A 17132-nucleotide genomic window follows, 5' to 3' on the forward strand; every position below is an offset into this window, starting at 1 on the left:
GGCAAGCCAGCTCCCACATTTGATTGTGTGGACCTCAGGGTTTTGCCATGACCGCCACAAACAGCGGCGATTCCAGAAAGCGCTGTAGCCAGGTCTGTAACCGGTGATACGGGGTACAAGCAAACCACTCGCGGTCGACATGCGCAAACTGACGCACAAACGGCGCCAGTGCCATATCGGCCAGGCTCAAATGCTCGGCCAGCAAGTAATCATTCCCCGCCAGCAACGCTTCCAGCTTCTGCAAAAACACCTCGCCCTCGGCCCGATAATGTTCCATCGGCTGCTCGGGGTAGCGCTCGGCGTACTTGTATCGATTCAAATGATATTTGAACACCTGGTCGTTCTCAGCGATCAGTTCCTGAACCCTCGGGTCGCCCTGTAGCAACCAATCATCAGGATCGTGCTGCGCCAGCGCCCAATGCATGATGTCCAGGCTTTCCTCGATCACCTGGCCGCCCACGCAAAGCACCGGCACCGTGCCCTTGGGCGACAGTGCCAGCATCTCGGCCGGCTTGGCCTTGAGGCTCACTTCGATGATCTGCACGGGCAGGCCCGAATAGCGCACGGCCAGGCGCGCCCGCATCGCGTAGGGGCAGCGCCGAAACGAATACAGCAGCGCCTCGCTCACTTGACCTCCAGCGTGCTCAAACCATTGCCCTGGCGCTTGACCTGGATCTGCACCGGGATGCGCTCATGCATTTCCTGTACGTGGGAGATCACTGCCACCTTGCGGCCCTGGGCTTGCAAGCCGTCCAGCGCGTCCATCGCCAATTGCAGCGATTCGGGGTCCAGGCTGCCAAAACCTTCGTCGATAAACAGCGACTCGATCTTCAAGGTGCTGGACGCCATCGACGCCAGCCCCAACGCCAACGCCAGCGACACCAGGAACGTCTCGCCACCCGACAGCGAATGCACCGAGCGCAATTCGTCGCCCATCTCTGTGTCCATCACCAACAGCCCCAACATGCTGCCGCCGCGCTTGAGGCGATAGCGGCGCACCAGTTGGCGCAACTGCACGTTGGCGTGGTGTACCAGCAAGTCGAGGTTGTAGGCCTGGGCGATCTTGCGGAACGTGTCGCCGGTGGCCGAGCCGATCAGCGCATTCAGGCGTGCCCAGCGCTGCCACTCGTCATAAGCCTTGGCGATATGCTCGCCCAGGACATGGTTGGCGTCCTGGCGACGTTGGTCTTCGGACTGACGCGCACGCAATTCGGCGCAGCGGCTGTCGCCCTCGGCCAATTGCTGATTAAGCGCGGCGAGACTGCTGTCCAGCTGTTCGGCGTCCAGGTTGCCATTGTGCAAGGCCTGGTGTTCGGCCAGGCGCTGTTCGCGCTCCTGCAACAACACCTTGGCTTGCTCGACGGCTTTTTCGCTGTGCTGCAACTGCTGGCGCAAGGCGCTGACTTGGCTGTCATCAAAGGCCAGCAAACGCGTAAGACCGTCGTTATCCAGTTGCGGGTGCAGCGCGCGCCATTCGCCCAGGCGCGCATCGAGGGTCTGCTGCTCGGCGGTCAGCGCCTGTACGCGTTCCTGCTGGGCCTTGAGGTCGGCAGCCAATTGGATCAGGGCATCGCGCAGCTCTTGCAGCTGTTGGTTGGCGTCTGTCTCGCTTCGGCGAGCTTGCGCCACGGCCTCATCCAGCCGGTGTTGCCACTGTTGGGCACTGGTGTGCTCGCCGAGCAAGGCGGTGAGTATTGCCTGGGCGGCCTGTTGCTGGGTGGTCAGCTCGGTGACTTGCTGTTGCAAGGCTTCCACCTGCTGCTGGCGATGCTGCTGATGGGTCTGCTCTTTTTCGATGGCCTGCTGGCGTTCTTGCTGTTCAGCCAACTCATCACGCTGATGGCCCAGCTGTTCCAGGCGCTGGCTGACGTGCTGGTCCAGCTGCATAAAGGTCGCTGCCGGTTCACGGCGCAAACCGTCGAGGGTGTCGGCCGGTAGCAGGCCGGCGAAGGCCTGCAGTTCTTCGTCCAGGCGCTCACGGTCATTGGACAGTTCGCGTTGCTGGTCCACCAGCAGCTGGCGGGCTTGCTGGCTGGCGTCCTGGGCCGCTTGCAGTTGTTGCTGCAAGCGCCCGGCATTTTGTTGCAGGTTGAGCAGGGCGCCTTGGCGTTGCTCATCCTGGGCGATGCTTTGCGTGAGTTGCGCCAACTGCTGGGCCAGCCAGGCGCTGCGCTGGGTGGCGTCCTGATTAAACAGCGAGGCCGACAATGGATGTGCTTGCAAGCTGGGGGCCAGGCCCTGTTGTTGTGTCGCCAACAGCTCTTGCTGTTGCAGGAACTCCTTTTGCTGGGCGATCAAGCCGCCCACTTCGCCACGCAGCTCGGTGAGTTTTTCCTTCAGCGTATCGACGGCCTTCTGCGCCGTGGCTTCTTCGGTTTCATCATGGCGGCCAAGGCTTTGCAGCAAGGCTTCGGGCTGATGGTACGGATGCTCATGGCTGCCGCACACAGGGCACGGCTGGTCGTCCTGCAACTGCTCGCGCAACTCTTCGACACTGGCACTGCGCGCCAACCGCTGGCGTTCCAGCAGTTGCTTGGTCACCGACAGGGTTTGCTCGGCCACCGTGAGTTCGGCCTTGGTTTGCAGGCCGGTGTGGTTCAACTGTTCGCGCTGTTGCTGGGCGTCTGCGAGTTTTTGCGTCAGCGCGGCGCTCTGTATATCCAGCTGCTGCTGGCTGTCCCACAAGCGCGTAAGGTCTTCGAAGGCGCGTTGCTGCTTGCGATTGTCCTGCAGCAGGCTTGCGAGCAATTGGACCTGCTCGGCGACGGCGTGCGGTTCGGCGCCGGCTTCCTGGTACAGCAGGTCCAACGCCTCGCGCTGCTGGGTGAATTTTTCGGCAGCGGTGGCGGCTTTGTGTTCAAGCTGCGGCAGTTCGGCCTGGCCCTTGTTCAGGCGGTTGCCGATCAGCATCAGTTGTTGCAGGCGGTCGCGATAGGCGGTCCAAGCGTCGCTGAGCGGTGCAAAGGCAGCGCTGCGCTCAAGCTCAGCGGCCAGGCGTTGCAGGCGTCCGGCAACCTGGGCCTGTTTCTCCAGCAAGCCATTGAGCAACGACTGCCCTTCGGCGCAGGCGGTTTCCTGTTGTTGCTTGTCGTCACTGCGTTTGGCCAGGTCTTTGCTCAGATGGGTGAGGGTGCTCTGCTGTTCGAACGCCTGGCGCAGCAAGGGCACGGCGTCGGCCTGGTGTTTCAAGGCGTCAGCCAAGGCGACCTGGGCGGCGGCCTGCTGTTGTTGCGCCTGCTCCTGGCGTGCTTGCAGCGCGGTTTGCTGCTCGATGTGCTGTTGAATCTGCGCCGCCAGCGGGGTGAGCAGGGTGTCGAGTTCAGCCAGCCGCGCGAACTGATGGCGTTGTGGCGCTAACTGCTCCAGGCGGCTCAGGTCCTGACGCTGTTGGCCTTGGCTGTCCCAGAGCTGTTGGGCTTGCTGCAATTGTTCGGTGGCACTGAGCTGGCGCTCCTGCCACTCACGTAGCTCCTTGAGCCAGGTGTGTTGCAGCTCCAACTGCTTGAGTTGCGCCTGCTGGGTCTTGAGGTGCTGCTGCGCCTCGGCCAACTGCTGGTCAAGTTCGGCGCGGGCCTCAGGCGCCAGCGGCACCAGGCCGGTGGCCTGGTCTTGCAGCTGTTTATGCGCGTCCCTGGCATCCTTGGCCTTGTCGAAAGCGCGGCGGCCGAGCTGGGTATACAGCGCGGTGTCGGTGAGCTTTTCCAGCAGTTCGCTGCGCTCATTGTCGTTGGCCTTGAGGAACGCGCTGAACTCACTTTGCGCCAGCAATACGGCACGGGTGAACTGCTCGAAATTCAAGCCCAGGGCCAGTTCCAGCTGGGTCTTGTATTCGGTTTTCTGGCTGGCCAGCAGTTGGTCGCTGTCCAGGTCAATCAGGCTTTGGCGGCTGTTCTGCAACTTGCCACTGGCCTTGTCGCGGGCGCGGTTGGCTTCCCAGCGGGCGCGGTAACGGCGGCCGTTGACGCCGACAAAATCCACCTCGGCATACCCGCCGCCGGTGCCGCGGCGAATCAGCGTGCGTGGGTCGCCGATGGAGATATCGCTGTCGGCATCCGGCATTTTGGCCTGGCCGGTATCGCCCAAACGTGGCACGGCGCCAAACAGTGCCAGGCACAAGGCATCGAGCAGGGTACTTTTACCCGCGCCGGTTGGGCCGGTAATCGCGAACAGCCCGGCGCTGGCCAGGGGCTCGGCAGTAAAGTCGATCTCGAACGGGCCAGCCAGGGAGGCGAGGTTTTTCAGGCGGATGGCGAGGATCTTCATGGCTGTTCGCCCTCCTGTTGCACTTCTTGAAGCAGCACGGCGAAATCCTTCATGGTCTGTTCATCCACCTCACTGCCGTAGTTGTCGTGCCAGGCGCGGCTGAACAGTTCCTGGGGCGTGAGCTGGTCAAGTTCGACCAGACCGGCTTCGTCCGTGTCGTCGCTGCCGCGTTTGCCTGCGTATTCGGCGGCGATGCGCACCAGGCGCACGGCCTTGCCTTGCAGGGCAGTCTCGATTTGCTGGCGCAGGTCCGGCTGCGGCTCGTCGAGGCGCACGCGTACCTCCAGCCAGGGGTGGCGCTGGGTTTCGGCGAGCAGGTCGATGTCGGGCAGGTCGGCGAGCTGTGCGAGGATATCCGCCAGCGGCGCAGCGTCCAGGCGTTGCAGGTTGACCGAGCGTGGGATCAGGCGTGGCTCGACGCCCACCAGGCGTTGGCCCTGGAAGGTCACATCGAGAATCTGGTGCTTGTAGCCGATTTCGGAAAACGACAAGGGAATGGGCGAGCCGCTGTAGCGAATGCGCTCTTCGCCGTTGACCTGCTGCGGCTTGTGCAAATGGCCCAGCGCCGCATAACTCACACTGGCATCGAACAGGCTGGCAGGCAGTGCTTCGGCATTACCAATGATCAGGCTGCGTTCGGAGTCTTCCGACACCGAACCACCGGCCATGTGCGCATGGCTGATGGCAATCAGCGCCTGGCCTTTCTTGCGTTTGGCATTGGCGGCGGCGATCAGCCATTCATGCACCTGGCCAATGCCCCGCAGATAGTCGTCGCCCAAGTGCGCACCCGTGACTTCCGCCGGTCGCAAAAACGGCAGCGCCAGGCACCAGGCGGCGATCTTGCCTTTGGCGTCGGGCAGCGGGATCAGCAGGCGCTCGGCGTCCAATTGGCCGTCGTCCAGCCACAGCACGCGGCCCAATGCATGGGTGCGCAAACGGCGCATCAACGGCGCGGGCAGCTCGATCCGCGAGCCGGAATCGTGGTTGCCGGCGATCATCACAATGGTCAGCTTGGGGTTTTGTTCGTGGGCGCTGATGATGAAGTCGTACAGGCGCTCCTGTGCCTTGAGCGGCGGGTTGACCGTGTCGAAGATATCGCCGGCGATCAGCAGCGCATCCGGCTGCTCGGCTTTTAATTGGCCCAGCAGCCAGTCGAGAAAACAGGCGTGTTCGAAGTCGCGTTCCTGGCCGTGCAGGTTTTGGCCAAGGTGCCAGTCGGAGGTGTGGAACAGACGCAAGGCGAACTCCGTTAAATACAAGAGGTGAATGGCCGCCGTGAACAGAGAAGGGCGGTGAAAAAGAAGGGAGTTTACCTGTAAAAACCGCTGGTATGCGGGCTTGTCGGGGGGAGACCGGGGAATCTACGCAACACCACAGTGGAAACATTTGCCGACGAATGCAGCCCCATTCGGTGATCCCTGTAAGGGAACCAGAGTTCTGACATGCGTTAATTAAGAATGACCTCCCGAATTCTGCGAGGCATCTTTTTCCTTTTGGAGTCACTACACAATGTCTCTGGGTAATATTGATCAGCACGAACATGAACGACGGGGCTTTAGCGCAGGGGAACTCTTTCCAATCTATGTGCCAACGCCTGTGCGCGGCCCCATCGACCCGCTGCGCGGCGAGAAAAATCAGCATGTTGTCCCGAAGGAAAATCTCCAGCGCCCCCAGGGCGATACTCGATCCGCTGAGCAAATCATTAATGACAACCCCATACTCAAATGGCTGGACAGCCAACGAGGAATACGTCGTGACTGGGTCGGTAAAGTGAACGGCAAAATAGTGGTGAGACAACCCGTGCGTGAAAATAATATTTACTTTGAAATGGCCTATAGGCAATTGGGCGATTGGACCTCCAGTAACCCTTACCCCCAGTCTAGAGCGGATGCGGCCTACAACGCGGCCAGAGTACTTAACTGGATTGATGCGTCTCTGAGTGCAGCAGGCAAAACTCGCGGTGAGGATGCAAACAACGGTGTACTCGAAGGGTTCACCGGCAGCGGCTATGCGGTGGCCGAAACACCGGCAAGCATGTGGCAAGCCTTCACCCAGGAGGGGTATGGCGCTCTCAGCGATAAGCAATGGCTGGCTTCCCGCGAAGATGCGCCGCATAAGGTCGGCCCACAGCCGTTCTGGAGCAACGAATACTTATTGCGGCACATCGCCTATCACTTGCGCGAGTTTGCCGCCGGTAAAAACGACCGTTTTGTGAATATTCATGAGTTGAAAGAAGCCGCCGGCATGGTGCCCAGCACCCGGACTTTTTCGGCACAGGCACAAGAGAGCGCTTTGGAACTTCTGGCCCGCCCGGAGTTGCTGCTGGCGCTGGATATCGGGATTGGCGACGATGGGCCAGGTAAGCAGGACGGCCGGTTCGATATTGAAAACATCGCCTATGTCTACAAGCGCAGTCGCGCAAAGACCTGACGTTCACGCGTAGACGCTGACCAGTGGGAGCAGGCAAGCCAGCTCCCACACAAGCCAGTTCCGGCAGAGGGTTACGCGGCGTTCATGCACTCCAGCGCGCGGTCGGCAAGGGTTTTGGCCTGGTTGACCAAGTGCTCGGTGGCGCCGGCCATGTGCTGTTCATCACCGCTCAGCGCCTGGCGGGTGGCCGCTGCGGTGGCGGCTGCACAGCGCAGCAAGTCGCAGATTTGGGCGAGCGCGTCTTCGAAGCTGAGGTCCTGATGCACGGCGAAGGATGGCGGTAGGGTGGGTTGCAGGTAGTGGCTCAGGGCGCGTTCGAAGATTTTACGGTCGGGGGTGAAACGGGGTGGGTCTGGGACGATTTTGGTCATGAATGAAACTCCTAAAAGGTTGGGAGCCATTCTTTTGCAGATCTCACTCGACAAAAGGTGGCAGCTATGTGCGGGGTGAGATAACCGGTCAGGAGCACCCGGCCAGACCTAGGTCTGCCCGCACACAGCCGCCATAGAGCATGTTGCTCGCGGTTGTGGCACTTGGCACTCCGTTCACAGGATCTCACTCCCGATCGCTGATATGCAGCGACGGAGCGAAGGCTAGCCAGTGAAGTGAGCAGGCGCAAGGCCAAAGGATTGTCTAGGAAACTTCCCGCAAATTAAAGGGATATGGACTGCTGGCCTTTAACAATGCATGTCACCCAGGCAACACCCATCATCTGTGGGAGCTGGCTTGCCTGCGATGCAGACACCTCGGTATTTCAGCAACACGAAGCCTGTGGCAAGTGTGCTGTTGTGGCGAGCAGGCTTGCCCTGCGTTGGGCCGCGAAGCAGCCCCAAACCCAGACACTGAGTTCTTTCAGGAAAATTGCAGTGCCTTTACTGGGGCCGCTTCGCGGCCCAACGCAGGACAAGCCTGCTCGCCACAGGAGAAAGCGGCATACCTATGGCCATCGCAGGCAAGCCAGCTCCCACATGGGTTTTGTGCTGTCAGGTAGAGAGAGATTTACTTGGGATACAACGGCGGCAAGCTGGTGGTGTCCGTTGCCGGGTCTTGCGCACGCTCGACCATCGGAATTGCTTTGACCGCACGCCATAAATCTTCACCCAGCCAGTATTGGCCGCTCTCGCTGTACAGCGCGCCGTTCAACCCATCCAAGGCATCCGACAGCGGCACGAACCGCGCCGCCATGTCGGCCAGGGTTTCCGGTTGTTGCCGCGCCCAGGCGTCGAGTGCCTGGCGCGTGGCTTGCGGGTCGTTGGCCTGGGTGGCGCGCTTGAGGTCGTCCAACAGCGAGCGCGGGCTCGGGCCGGTTTGTACGGCGCGTTGCACGGCGGGTTGGCGACGTGCGCGCCACCACAGGCCAAAACCCAACAGCGTGGTGCAGGCAAGTATCAAGGTGCTCAGTTGCCACAGCCACAGGCGGCTATCGTCCGGTGCGGTAATGACCGTTGGTGTGGCGGGCGTGTCCACCACCAGGCTTGGGTTGGTCGCCACTTGCAGCGTGCGCGCGGGCAGGCTGGTGCGTTCCAGGTGATCTTCGTGGGTGTTCCACCACACCACTTCCACGGCGGGCAACTCCACGGCACCGGCGCGGGTTGGCACCAGGGCTTCGCGGTCCTCACGGCTGCCGATCAGGCCACGGTCGCTGTTTTGGTTGCCGAGCACCGGCTGGTCCGGGTAGCGGCGCAGGCCATTGATGTCGCTGCTGGGCAGGGCCGGCAATTGGGCGCTGGACAGGCCTTCGGCCTTGACCGTGAGGCTGCGGGTCAGGGAGTCGCCCACTTGAACGTGATCAGGCTCGGGGTTCCAGACTTCGCTCAGGGTCAGGCTGCGCGCGGGCAGCCAGGCGGCGTCGGCGGGGTAGAACTCCGGCTTGGGCTTGACGGTCAGCGGCAATTGGGCAGAGCTTACGTGAATCAACTTGCCCGGTTTGGTGCCCTGCAGCGTGTTCTCTTGGGGCGGGCGCGATTCCACCAAGGTGGCGCTGAAAGTCTGCGCCGGAATCACCAAGGCACCGCTGTGCTGCGGGTAAATCGCATAGCGGGTTTCGATTACGCCGTGGCGAATGCTGTTGATGACCTTCTCGTAAGTGCGCGACTCGCCCAATTGTTCAATGCGCGCATCGGGGATTTGCAACGGCGTGAGGCTGCTGTCGTCATACAGCGACACCGAGTGGTACACGCGCACGGTCAACAGCACCTGGGCCTGAACGTACACACTGCTCTGGTCCAGATTGGCTTCGATAAACACCGGGGCCAGTTCGGCACTGGTGTTCTGGCTGGCGGTTTCCAGCACTTGCAGGCTGATCGGCTGGGTCTTGAGTTCGCCCACTTGCAGCGGCGGAATCACCACGGTGCCGTTTTCCTTGGGCAGCAACGTGATGATCCAGCGCGTGGTGGCGTGGTTATCGCCGCCCAAGGTAGTCAGTTGGTTGATCTGGCGCGTGCCGCTGACTTCAAACTGCGCATCCAGGGGTGACAAGTCGGGTTTGCCGAACTGGGTGACGTCGCTGGATTCCACTGTCAACTCCACCGTTTCCCCGGAATTGACGCGGCTGCGGTCGACACTCGCCACCAGGTTGGCCGCCTGGGCGTGGCTTGCCGACAGGGCGAGCAGGAGCAGAAGGGTGGTGCGGCGGCTCATCGAGTCTTGTCCTGATGTTGTTGCTGTTCGTACCAGAATTTACGTCGCAGCAGTTCGCCGGGGTTGTCCGGGATCTGCTGCAGCCATTGCTCCAGCGCCTGGCGGTGCTCGCCATCGAGGCTGGCATCGGCGGGGCGCAAGGGCGGGGTGGTGGTGTGTTCGTCCCCTAGCTCGCTGCCCGGTACGTCGTTGCCGCCGGCTTTGGGCGTGGCGCCCGTCTGGTTATCGCCGGCACTGGCCTGGCCTTGGCCTTGGGGTGATTGCTCGCCCCCCGTGGCACTTTGGCCGCTGCTGCCCGGTTGCGCAGTTTGGCCGGGTTGGGTGGTTTCGTCATCCTCATTTTTGACAGGCTTGGCCGGCTCGGGCTGGGCTTTTTCCTGGATCAGGGTTTCGACCAGCGCTTTGTTTTTCAGCGCCGGTTGCAGGTCGGGCTGGGCTTCGAGTGCTTGCTCATAAGCGTCGATGGCGGCTTCCAGTTCGCCGGATTTGGCCAGCGCATTCCCGCGATTGTAGTGGGAATACGCGTCATTGCCTTGGGCAAAACGCTTGATCGCCTCGGCGTAGTTGCCCGCCTCATACAGTGCCACGCCTTGCCATTGCGGGTCTTCGAAGTGTTTGGCGGCCTCGTTGGGGCGTTGTTTCTTCAGCAGATATTGGCCTTGCTGGTCGGGTCGCAGCCACAGGTCCTGAAGTTCAAAGGCATAGCTGGGCTGCGGCGCACCAAGTAACAGTAACGGCACGCAGAACAGCCAGCCGCGACGCCCGGCGCAGGCGGCGAGCAACAATAACGGTAGCAGCAGCCAGTAACCCTGGTCGGCCCAGGTGTCGAGGTGCAGCAGTTGGCCGTCGTTGCGCAGGGCCTGCGGGCCATCGAGCAGGTTGAGCTGGCGCAGGTCTTTGTCATCCAGGCGCGCGGCGCGGTAGCGGCCACCCATTTCACTGGCAAACGCCTTGAGCGTCGGGCCGTCCAGGCGCGGCACCAGAATGGCGCCCTGGTCATCCTTAAGGAACTCACCGCTTTCCTGAGTCACCGGCGTGCCTTCGCGGCTGCCGATGCCGAGGATCGACAAGCTGGGGGCCTGGGCGCTCTGCAACTGCAGGCGAATGCCTTGACGCTCCTGTTTCGACAGCGACGAGCCGACCAGCAACAGGCGCCCCTGGCCGAGACCGGCTTGCTTGAGCAAACCCAGGGCTTTTTCCACCGCCAGATCGGCGCGATGGCCGGGCTCGGGCATGATCGAGGGACGCAGGGCTTCGAGCAGGTTGCGGCTGGTGGCCAGATCATCCGACAGCGGCACCAGCGTATGGGCGCTGCCGGCATACACGACGATGGCGGTGGGCGCGTTGTCGCGTGCCTGCAGCAAGTCATAGAGCTTGCGCCGCGCCTGCTCTAAACGATTGGGCGGGCTGTCGGTGGCGAGCATTTCCGGGGTCAGCTCCAACAGCACCACCACCGGGTCGGCCGGTTTCTGGCTGTTCTGTTCAACCCTTTGCCAACTGGGGCCAAGCAATGCCAGCACGGCCAGCAGCCAGGCGATGCCCAACACCACCCAGGGCGATTTACTTTCGCGGCCATTGCCGCCACTGAGCAGCACCGCATGAAACGCCGGCGGCAAAATCATTTGCCAGCGCCCGGCGCGCTTTTGTCGGTGCCACAGCTGCCACAGCAGCCAGCCGAGCAACGGCAGCAGCAGCAACCACCAAGGGCGAAACCAGTGTGGCCACAGGTCGATCATCGACGCCTCCGCAAGCGCAGGCGTTTAAGGCGTTGGCGCCATTGCGGGTGCTGTTGCAGGAAAATGCCCTTGGTCGAGAGTTTGTTGAAGGTGCGTTGCAAGGGGTTATTGGGCCAGCGTTCTTGAACCACCAGCAACATGCTCAGGATCAACGCCAGCGCCAGCGGTGCGCTGTACAGCGCCTGGGCCGGGCGTGCCTGGGTCGGCTGTTGCGCGACGGGCTCAAGCTGGTCCAGGGTTTGTTTGATTTTTTGCAGCTCGTCGCCGTCGCGGGCGCGGAAGTAGCGGCCACCGGTGGCGTCCGCGATGGCCTTCAAGGCCGGTTCATCCAGGTCCAGGCTCGGGTTGACGCCCAGGATGCCCAACGAACCGGTTTGCTCGGGGTCGGCGCCGATGCCGATCGGGTAGATTTTCACGCCTTCTTCGGCCGCCAGGCGCGCGGCGGTCAGCGGGTCGATCTGCCCGGCATTGTTGGCGCCATCGGTGACCAGGATCAGCACACGGCTTTGCGCCGGGCGCTGGCGCAGGCGTTTCAAGGCCAGGCCAATCGCATCGCCGATGGCGGTGTTTTTGCCGGCGATGCCGATACGTGCTTCATCCAGCCAGGTGCGCACGGTGCGCCGGTCGAAGGTCAGCGGGGCTTGCAGGTAAGCCTGGCTGCCAAACAGGATCAGGCCCACGCGGTCGCCTTCACGGCTTTCCAGGAAGTCGCCGAGCAAATGCTGCACCAGGCTCAGGCGGCTGACGTCATCGTCCTGCCAGTGCATGTCAGGGAAATCCATGGAGCCGGACACATCCACGGCCACCAGCAAGTCACGGCCGCTGGCGGCAATGGGCAGCGGTTCGCCAAGCCATTCCGGGCGCGCGGCGGCGGTCAGCAGCAGCAGCCACAGCACCACGAACGGCGCTTGCTGGCGCCAGCCGGGCAGGTTGACCCGCGCACGGCGGCGCGCCAGGCCCTCAAGGTCGGCCAGGTAGCTGACCTTCAGCGCGGGTTCGCCGCTGTCGGCCACTGGCAGGATGAAGCGCATCAACCACGGCAAGGGCAACAGGGCGAAGATCCACGGCCAGGCGAACTCAAACATGTTTGCGAATCCAGGTATCGACCGCTTGGGTCAGGCCGGCGATGGCCTTGTCGTCGAGTTTGCATTCGGGTTTGTAGGCGCCTTCGACCAGCACCATCCAGCGTGTAAGCCCGGCGGCGGGGCAACGGTTGTCGAGGAACGCCAGCCATTTGCGCCCGTTTAATGTGTGGCTCTGGCTGTAGGGGTAGTCGTTGCGGCACAGGCGCTTGAGCAGGCCATTGAGCTGCTGCAGCCAGGCACCGGCGGGCGCGCCGTCGTAGGGTTTGGGCATCAGCGCAAGTTCGGCCAGGGCGGCGATGCGCAGCGGGTCCAACGGTTGTTCGGCGCGGGCCACGGGGCGTCGGGTGGGCAGGAAACGGCGCAACCACCATAGGCCCCAGCCCAGCAGCGGGATCACCAGCAGCAGCAGCCACCAACCCGGCGCAGGCGGCCAGAACCCGATGGCCGGCGGGGCGATCAGTGGCTGCAGTTGGTCGAGGCTGCTCATTGCTTTTTAACCGGGCGTTGCGGGTTGAGGTATTCGCGCAATTGCTCGACCATCTCGCTTTGGGTGCTCAGGGGCATCAATAGAATGCGCAGCTTCTGTGCCAGCAGTTCCCAGCGCGCAATGCGTTCCTCAGCCTGGGCTTTATAGGCCTGGCGCAAATCGAAATTCAGCGTGTCCAGTTCCAATTGCGCGCCACGTTCAGCGAAACGCAGCAGCCCGGCGGCGGGCAGGGCGTGGTCCAGTGGGTCGGAGATCGGCAACAATAACAGGTCGCAATGGCGTGACAGCAGGCTCAGCTGTTGCTCGGCGCCTTCGGTCAACGCGCGTTCATCGCAGATCACAATCACCAGGCTGCCCGGGCGCAACACTTCGCGGCCACGGCGCAGCGCCATGCCCAACGCGTCGGCTTCGGGGCGGCTTTCGGTATTCAGGCTCTGGTTCACGCGCACCAGGCGGTTAAGCAATTGCAGCAGGCTTTGTTTACTGCGCCGGGGCTTGATTTCGTAGTGCTCGCTGTCGCCGAAGACCAACCCGCCGACGCGGTCGTTGTGCCCCAGCGCTGCCCAGCCGATCAAGCTGGCGGCTTGGGCGGCGAGTACCGATTTGAACATTTGCCCGGAGCCGAAGAACAGCCGACAGCTTTGCTCAACCATGATGAAAATCGGCCGTTCACGTTCTTCATGGAACAGCTTGGTGTGCGGCTCCTGGGTGCGGGCCGTCACGCGCCAGTCGATGGTGCGCACATCGTCGCCAGCCTGGTACACGCGAACTTGGTCGAAGTCGACACCGCGCCCACGCAGTTTGGAGTGGTGCAGGCCAATCAGCGGGCTGCGCTGGCTTGGCGTGGAAAACAGCTGCACTTCGCGCACGCGGTGGCGCATCTCAATCAATTCGCTGAGCGTGACGCGGATTCCATCGCCGGCATTCATGGGGTTCAAGCGACGGCAACGACGTCGAGAATGCGTTGCACCACGCGGTCCTGGTCAATGCCGGCCGCTTCGGCCTCGAACGACAGGATGATGCGGTGACGCAGCACATCAAACAGTACTGCCTGGATATCTTCCGGGCTGACAAAGTCGCGCCCGGCCAGCCACGCATGGGCGCGGGCGCAGCGGTCGAGGGCGATGGAGCCGCGCGGGCTGGCGCCATAGGCGATCCACTCGGCCATTTCAGGATCGAACTTGGCCGGGGTGCGCGTGGCCATGACCAGTTGCACCAGGTATTCCTCCACCGCATCGGCCATGTACAGGCCGAGGATTTCCTTGCGCGCGGCAAAAATCGCCTGCTGGCTCACGCGGCGCTCGGGCTTGGTTTCGCCATTGAGCGCCTCGCCACGGGCTTGCTGCAGGATGCGTCGTTCGACCGCCGCGTCCGGGAAACCGATTTTGACGTGCATCAAGAAGCGATCTAGCTGGGCCTCGGGCAGTGGGTAAGTGCCTTCCTGCTCAATGGGGTTTTGCGTGGCCATGACCAAAAACAGCGGCGACAGGTCGTAGGTGCTGCGACCCACACTGACCTGGCGCTCGGCCATGGCTTCGAGCAATGCCGACTGCACCTTGGCTGGCGCGCGGTTGATTTCGTCCGCCAGTACCAGGTTGTGAAAGATCGGGCCTTGCTGGAACACGAAGCTGCCGGTTTCCGGGCGATAGATCTCGGTGCCGGTGATGTCGGCCGGCAACAGGTCGGGGGTGAACTGGATACGATGGAACTGCGCTTCAATGCCTTCGGCCAGCTCTTTGATGGCCTTGGTCTTGGCCAGGCCCGGTGCGCCTTCTACCAGCATATGGCCGTCGGCGAGCAGGGCGATCAGCAGGCGATCGATGAGTTTTTCCTGGCCGAGAATCTGCGTAGAAAGAAAGGTTCGCAGCGCAAGCAGCGCTTCACGATGTTCCATCGATGACGGTTCCTGGAGAGATGAGCCCCAACGTCGAAAAAAACCGCCGGGCCTGGGGCGTCTACTTTAATGCATCGCAGGGTGTAGCGACTAACGGCGCGGCGGGTATTTTTAGCAAAACTTGTAGGATTTTTGTGTGGAAAGCACAAATTCCACTGAGGGTCGCTCGGCCCCTGTGGGAGCTGGCTTGCCTGCGATGGCATCAACTGGAGTGACCTGATACACCGAGGTGCCTGCATCGCAGGCAAGCCAGCTTCCACATTTGATCCTTGGAACAGCCTAAATCCGGCTAAAGGTGCCGGTGCCCTTGAGGATGTTCTGCAAGGTTTCTTCCACTTCAGCCATATCCGACGCGGCGGTGGTGTGGTTGATCCGCAAGTGGTCCTTGCCGCCCAGTGCATCGGCATCACCCGCCGCCAGTTCAATCACCAGCGTGGTGTCACTCAAGGTCACTTTCAGCCCATCCAGGGTTGACGGTTCGTAATCCCAGGTCAGCTCAACCTCATCTTCGTCCGGGTAACGGCTGAGCATGAACATTTCGCCATTATTGCCGTGGCAGCACAGCATGGCCATGTTGTCTTCTTCTTCGTCACAGGGTGTGGCGATCAGGTGGGGAGTGGTCAGTTGCATGGGCAGTCCTCTAAAAGCAGCGTACTTGAACGACGGGCGGCTAATTTTGCCATCGTACAAACGTTTACGCTGCTCTTAAGTGGATGGGACTGCCCCTGCCACTACGGGTATCGCACTTGCAGTGGGTTATTTCGCCAAAATAGTGGCCTTTAACACTGTTTTGATCGGCCCGGTGATGGGCTCTGAAGCCTTGCCAGCCCCCGCAGTCAGTATTGGCTTGAGCGCATTGAATACACCGAACGTAATCCTGTCATCGGCGTTTGCGCGGTCGTTGGCGTTGTCGTGAATGCCCACGCCCACTTCCAGCAATCCGGAGCCCACACTCAGCGCCGTCAGCAAGATGCCCACGGGGGGCAGTGCCAAGCCAATGGGGGTTGCAAGCAGAAGCGCTCCATCCAACCATTTTTTTGCCTTAAGAATTGTTTGCTTGTTGTGGTCTGTGTTCAGCACGAACTCCTGGCTGGTACTGGCTTTCATGCTTTTTTCTGTGCGCTCTTGAACCTCGCTGAAGGGGTCGCCCGTGATCTTTTTGCCATCAAATACGCCACCCTCTTCCCAAAAGCCTTGCCGTTCCAGGAAGTCCACAGCGCCTGGCTCTTTGATGTGCTGTCGAATCAGCTCCAATCGCGCATCGAAGCCTTTTTTAAATAATGAAGACGAAGCATCTTTTGGGGAGAAATGTTTTTTGAAAGCGGCGGCTTTATCTTCGTCAATCAATTGGGTAGCCAGCCATTTATTCATTGCTTGGGGCGAATCGAACGAGTGGATGGGGGACGAATTGCCTGGAATGTATAGAAGCGTTTTCTGAGTAGTGACGTCTCTGGTATAGAAAATGTCAGTGGAGTGGAAGCCATTGAAACTCAGAAATTTGGTCTCCAGGCTTGCGTCTGGCGTGTGCGGTTTAACCAGTGTTTCCAGCCCTGCATCCAGATAAGTCTGGTTGGCGGGTACACCGACGAGGCTCATGGCGATCTTTCGGCCTTCCTCGTCCAGCGAGCGCTCATGATGTTGGGCGTGCGCTGCATTCAGGTAGCTAATTTTGGCAAGTGCGGTATAGGACTCACGGGTTTCAGGCGACCACTTGAAGTTCAGGTACTGGTCGTAGGGTTTTTTATAGGCATGGTCCCAGACCATTTTTTTGAAGTCGGCCGGGGGGATCTGAACATGCTGGCCCGCACCGTAAGTAGTGGGTGCGTCGGGCGAGGGCTCAGTCACAATACCGTGATAATAAGTATTGAAATTGCCCACGAGTGGACGTGGGAAAGTGCCGTCCCAATTGGGCTTTTCCGTGTGGCAGGAATTAGGCTGTATGTCGAAGGGTTCGGTAGGTTGCCCTTTGGGAGCCTCTTGTTTTCCAGTCATCCCCTTGGGCCGTGGCGTGTGTTGAATATTCAGGCATGCCGCATCCGCCAGGGAGATTTTTTGTGTAATGACCGCCTTGTGAGGCGTGGTGTTTTTGTCATAGGCAAAGGTGACCAGAAAGGTTTTTTCCGGATCGACGTCGATCCCCCACTTTTGTTTAATCTGGGCTGCTACATGTTCTGAGGTATGTTGAGTGGCGGACATGAAGGGTTTGTACTTGTCGGCTGCATACCTGTCGAGCGCGTTGTTTCTTTTTAATGGCTCGGAAAAATAAGAGGCTGGCCAGCTATCGTGTTGCACGGCAGGTTGTTCTGGCCGTACGGTCTGCTCGCCCCACTTCAACTCCGGGCGATCCCAGTTTAATTCAGGGAGGGGAGGCTTATTATGGGCTTGGCGCGGTGTTGGGTAAGTGGGAACGCCATTCGGTACATTCGTCGAGGCACTGATAGTACCCTGACTTACAGTTGCAGTTATGCTGGTCATACTAAACGCTCACTTCAATTAATCAGTGGGCCGTCCGTGGTGTGTTTGCGCAATCGATGCTGTGTGCATCGAGTCAGTTCTAATTGGTCGAATGAGCTGTATTCACTCCATTCGAAATGCCT

13 protein-coding genes are annotated in these 17132 nt (G+C 61.0%); 1 reads left to right on the forward strand and 12 read right to left on the reverse strand.

Annotated elements, in window-relative coordinates; translation table 11 throughout:
- Window positions 1–34 precede the first annotated feature (34 nt).
- From AOA62_RS17760 to AOA62_RS17770, 3 genes are read right to left on the reverse strand one after another with little or no spacing between them, the layout of a single operon-like run.
- Complete coding sequence (locus tag AOA62_RS17760) at window positions 35–628, reverse strand: glutathione S-transferase (protein WP_099549317.1); 594 nt, start codon at window positions 626–628, stop codon at window positions 35–37.
- Window positions 625–4263 carry an AAA family ATPase gene (locus AOA62_RS17765; RefSeq protein ID WP_099549318.1) on the reverse strand — a complete coding sequence of 1213 codons (3639 nt, stop codon included), beginning with the start codon at window positions 4261–4263 and terminating at the stop codon, window positions 625–627. The genes AOA62_RS17760 and AOA62_RS17765 overlap by 4 nt, the downstream gene beginning before the upstream one ends.
- Complete coding sequence (locus tag AOA62_RS17770; RefSeq protein ID WP_099549319.1) at window positions 4260–5501, reverse strand: exonuclease SbcCD subunit D C-terminal domain-containing protein; 1242 nt, start codon at window positions 5499–5501, stop codon at window positions 4260–4262. Before AOA62_RS17770 ends, AOA62_RS17765 begins: the two co-directional genes overlap by 4 nt.
- A gap of 271 nt (window positions 5502–5772) precedes the next feature.
- Here AOA62_RS17770 and AOA62_RS32045 point away from each other — a divergent pair, with 271 nt between their 5' ends.
- The gene (locus AOA62_RS32045) at window positions 5773–6693 is read left to right on the forward strand and encodes a hypothetical protein (protein WP_169986332.1); all 921 of its coding nucleotides are present in this window, start codon (window positions 5773–5775) and stop codon (window positions 6691–6693) included.
- Window positions 6694–6764: 71 nt separating this feature from the next.
- Here AOA62_RS32045 and AOA62_RS17780 read toward each other — a convergent pair whose 3' ends face one another.
- The 9 genes from AOA62_RS17780 to AOA62_RS17820 form a co-directional block, all read right to left on the reverse strand.
- On the reverse strand, window positions 6765–7064 hold the full coding sequence (locus tag AOA62_RS17780; RefSeq protein ID WP_099549320.1) for a hypothetical protein: 300 nt from the start codon (window positions 7062–7064) through the stop codon (window positions 6765–6767).
- A gap of 628 nt (window positions 7065–7692) precedes the next feature.
- Window positions 7693–9333, reverse strand: a complete 1641-nt coding sequence (locus AOA62_RS17785; RefSeq protein ID WP_099549321.1) for a BatD family protein — start codon at window positions 9331–9333, stop codon at window positions 7693–7695.
- Window positions 9330–11069 carry a tetratricopeptide repeat protein gene (locus AOA62_RS17790; protein ID WP_099549322.1) on the reverse strand — a complete coding sequence of 580 codons (1740 nt, stop codon included), beginning with the start codon at window positions 11067–11069 and terminating at the stop codon, window positions 9330–9332. The genes AOA62_RS17785 and AOA62_RS17790 overlap by 4 nt, the downstream gene beginning before the upstream one ends.
- Window positions 11066–12154 carry a VWA domain-containing protein gene (locus AOA62_RS17795; protein ID WP_017136651.1) on the reverse strand — a complete coding sequence of 363 codons (1089 nt, stop codon included), beginning with the start codon at window positions 12152–12154 and terminating at the stop codon, window positions 11066–11068. Before AOA62_RS17795 ends, AOA62_RS17790 begins: the two co-directional genes overlap by 4 nt.
- A complete protein-coding gene (locus AOA62_RS17800) occupies window positions 12147–12641 on the reverse strand; it encodes a DUF4381 domain-containing protein (RefSeq protein WP_017136650.1) in 495 nt (164 codons plus the stop codon). The genes AOA62_RS17795 and AOA62_RS17800 overlap by 8 nt, the downstream gene beginning before the upstream one ends.
- The gene (locus AOA62_RS17805; RefSeq protein ID WP_017136649.1) at window positions 12638–13570 is read right to left on the reverse strand and encodes a DUF58 domain-containing protein; all 933 of its coding nucleotides are present in this window, start codon (window positions 13568–13570) and stop codon (window positions 12638–12640) included. The genes AOA62_RS17800 and AOA62_RS17805 overlap by 4 nt, the downstream gene beginning before the upstream one ends.
- A 5-nt stretch (window positions 13571–13575) precedes the next feature.
- Window positions 13576–14535: a MoxR family ATPase gene (locus tag AOA62_RS17810; RefSeq protein WP_003174327.1), complete on the reverse strand. Its 960-nt coding sequence runs from the start codon at window positions 14533–14535 to the stop codon at window positions 13576–13578.
- A 279-nt stretch (window positions 14536–14814) separates the two neighbouring features.
- Window positions 14815–15165 carry a hypothetical protein gene (locus AOA62_RS17815; RefSeq protein ID WP_099549323.1) on the reverse strand — a complete coding sequence of 117 codons (351 nt, stop codon included), beginning with the start codon at window positions 15163–15165 and terminating at the stop codon, window positions 14815–14817.
- 126 nt (window positions 15166–15291) lie between these two features.
- Window positions 15292–17010: a DUF6543 domain-containing protein gene (locus tag AOA62_RS17820; RefSeq protein ID WP_143521850.1), complete on the reverse strand. Its 1719-nt coding sequence runs from the start codon at window positions 17008–17010 to the stop codon at window positions 15292–15294.
- Between the last annotated feature and the right edge of the window lie 122 nt (window positions 17011–17132).

Origin of the sequence: Pseudomonas sp. 2995-3, from assembly GCF_002742565.1 — a bacterium.
Lineage (GTDB): Bacteria > Pseudomonadota > Gammaproteobacteria > Pseudomonadales > Pseudomonadaceae > Aquipseudomonas > Aquipseudomonas edaphica.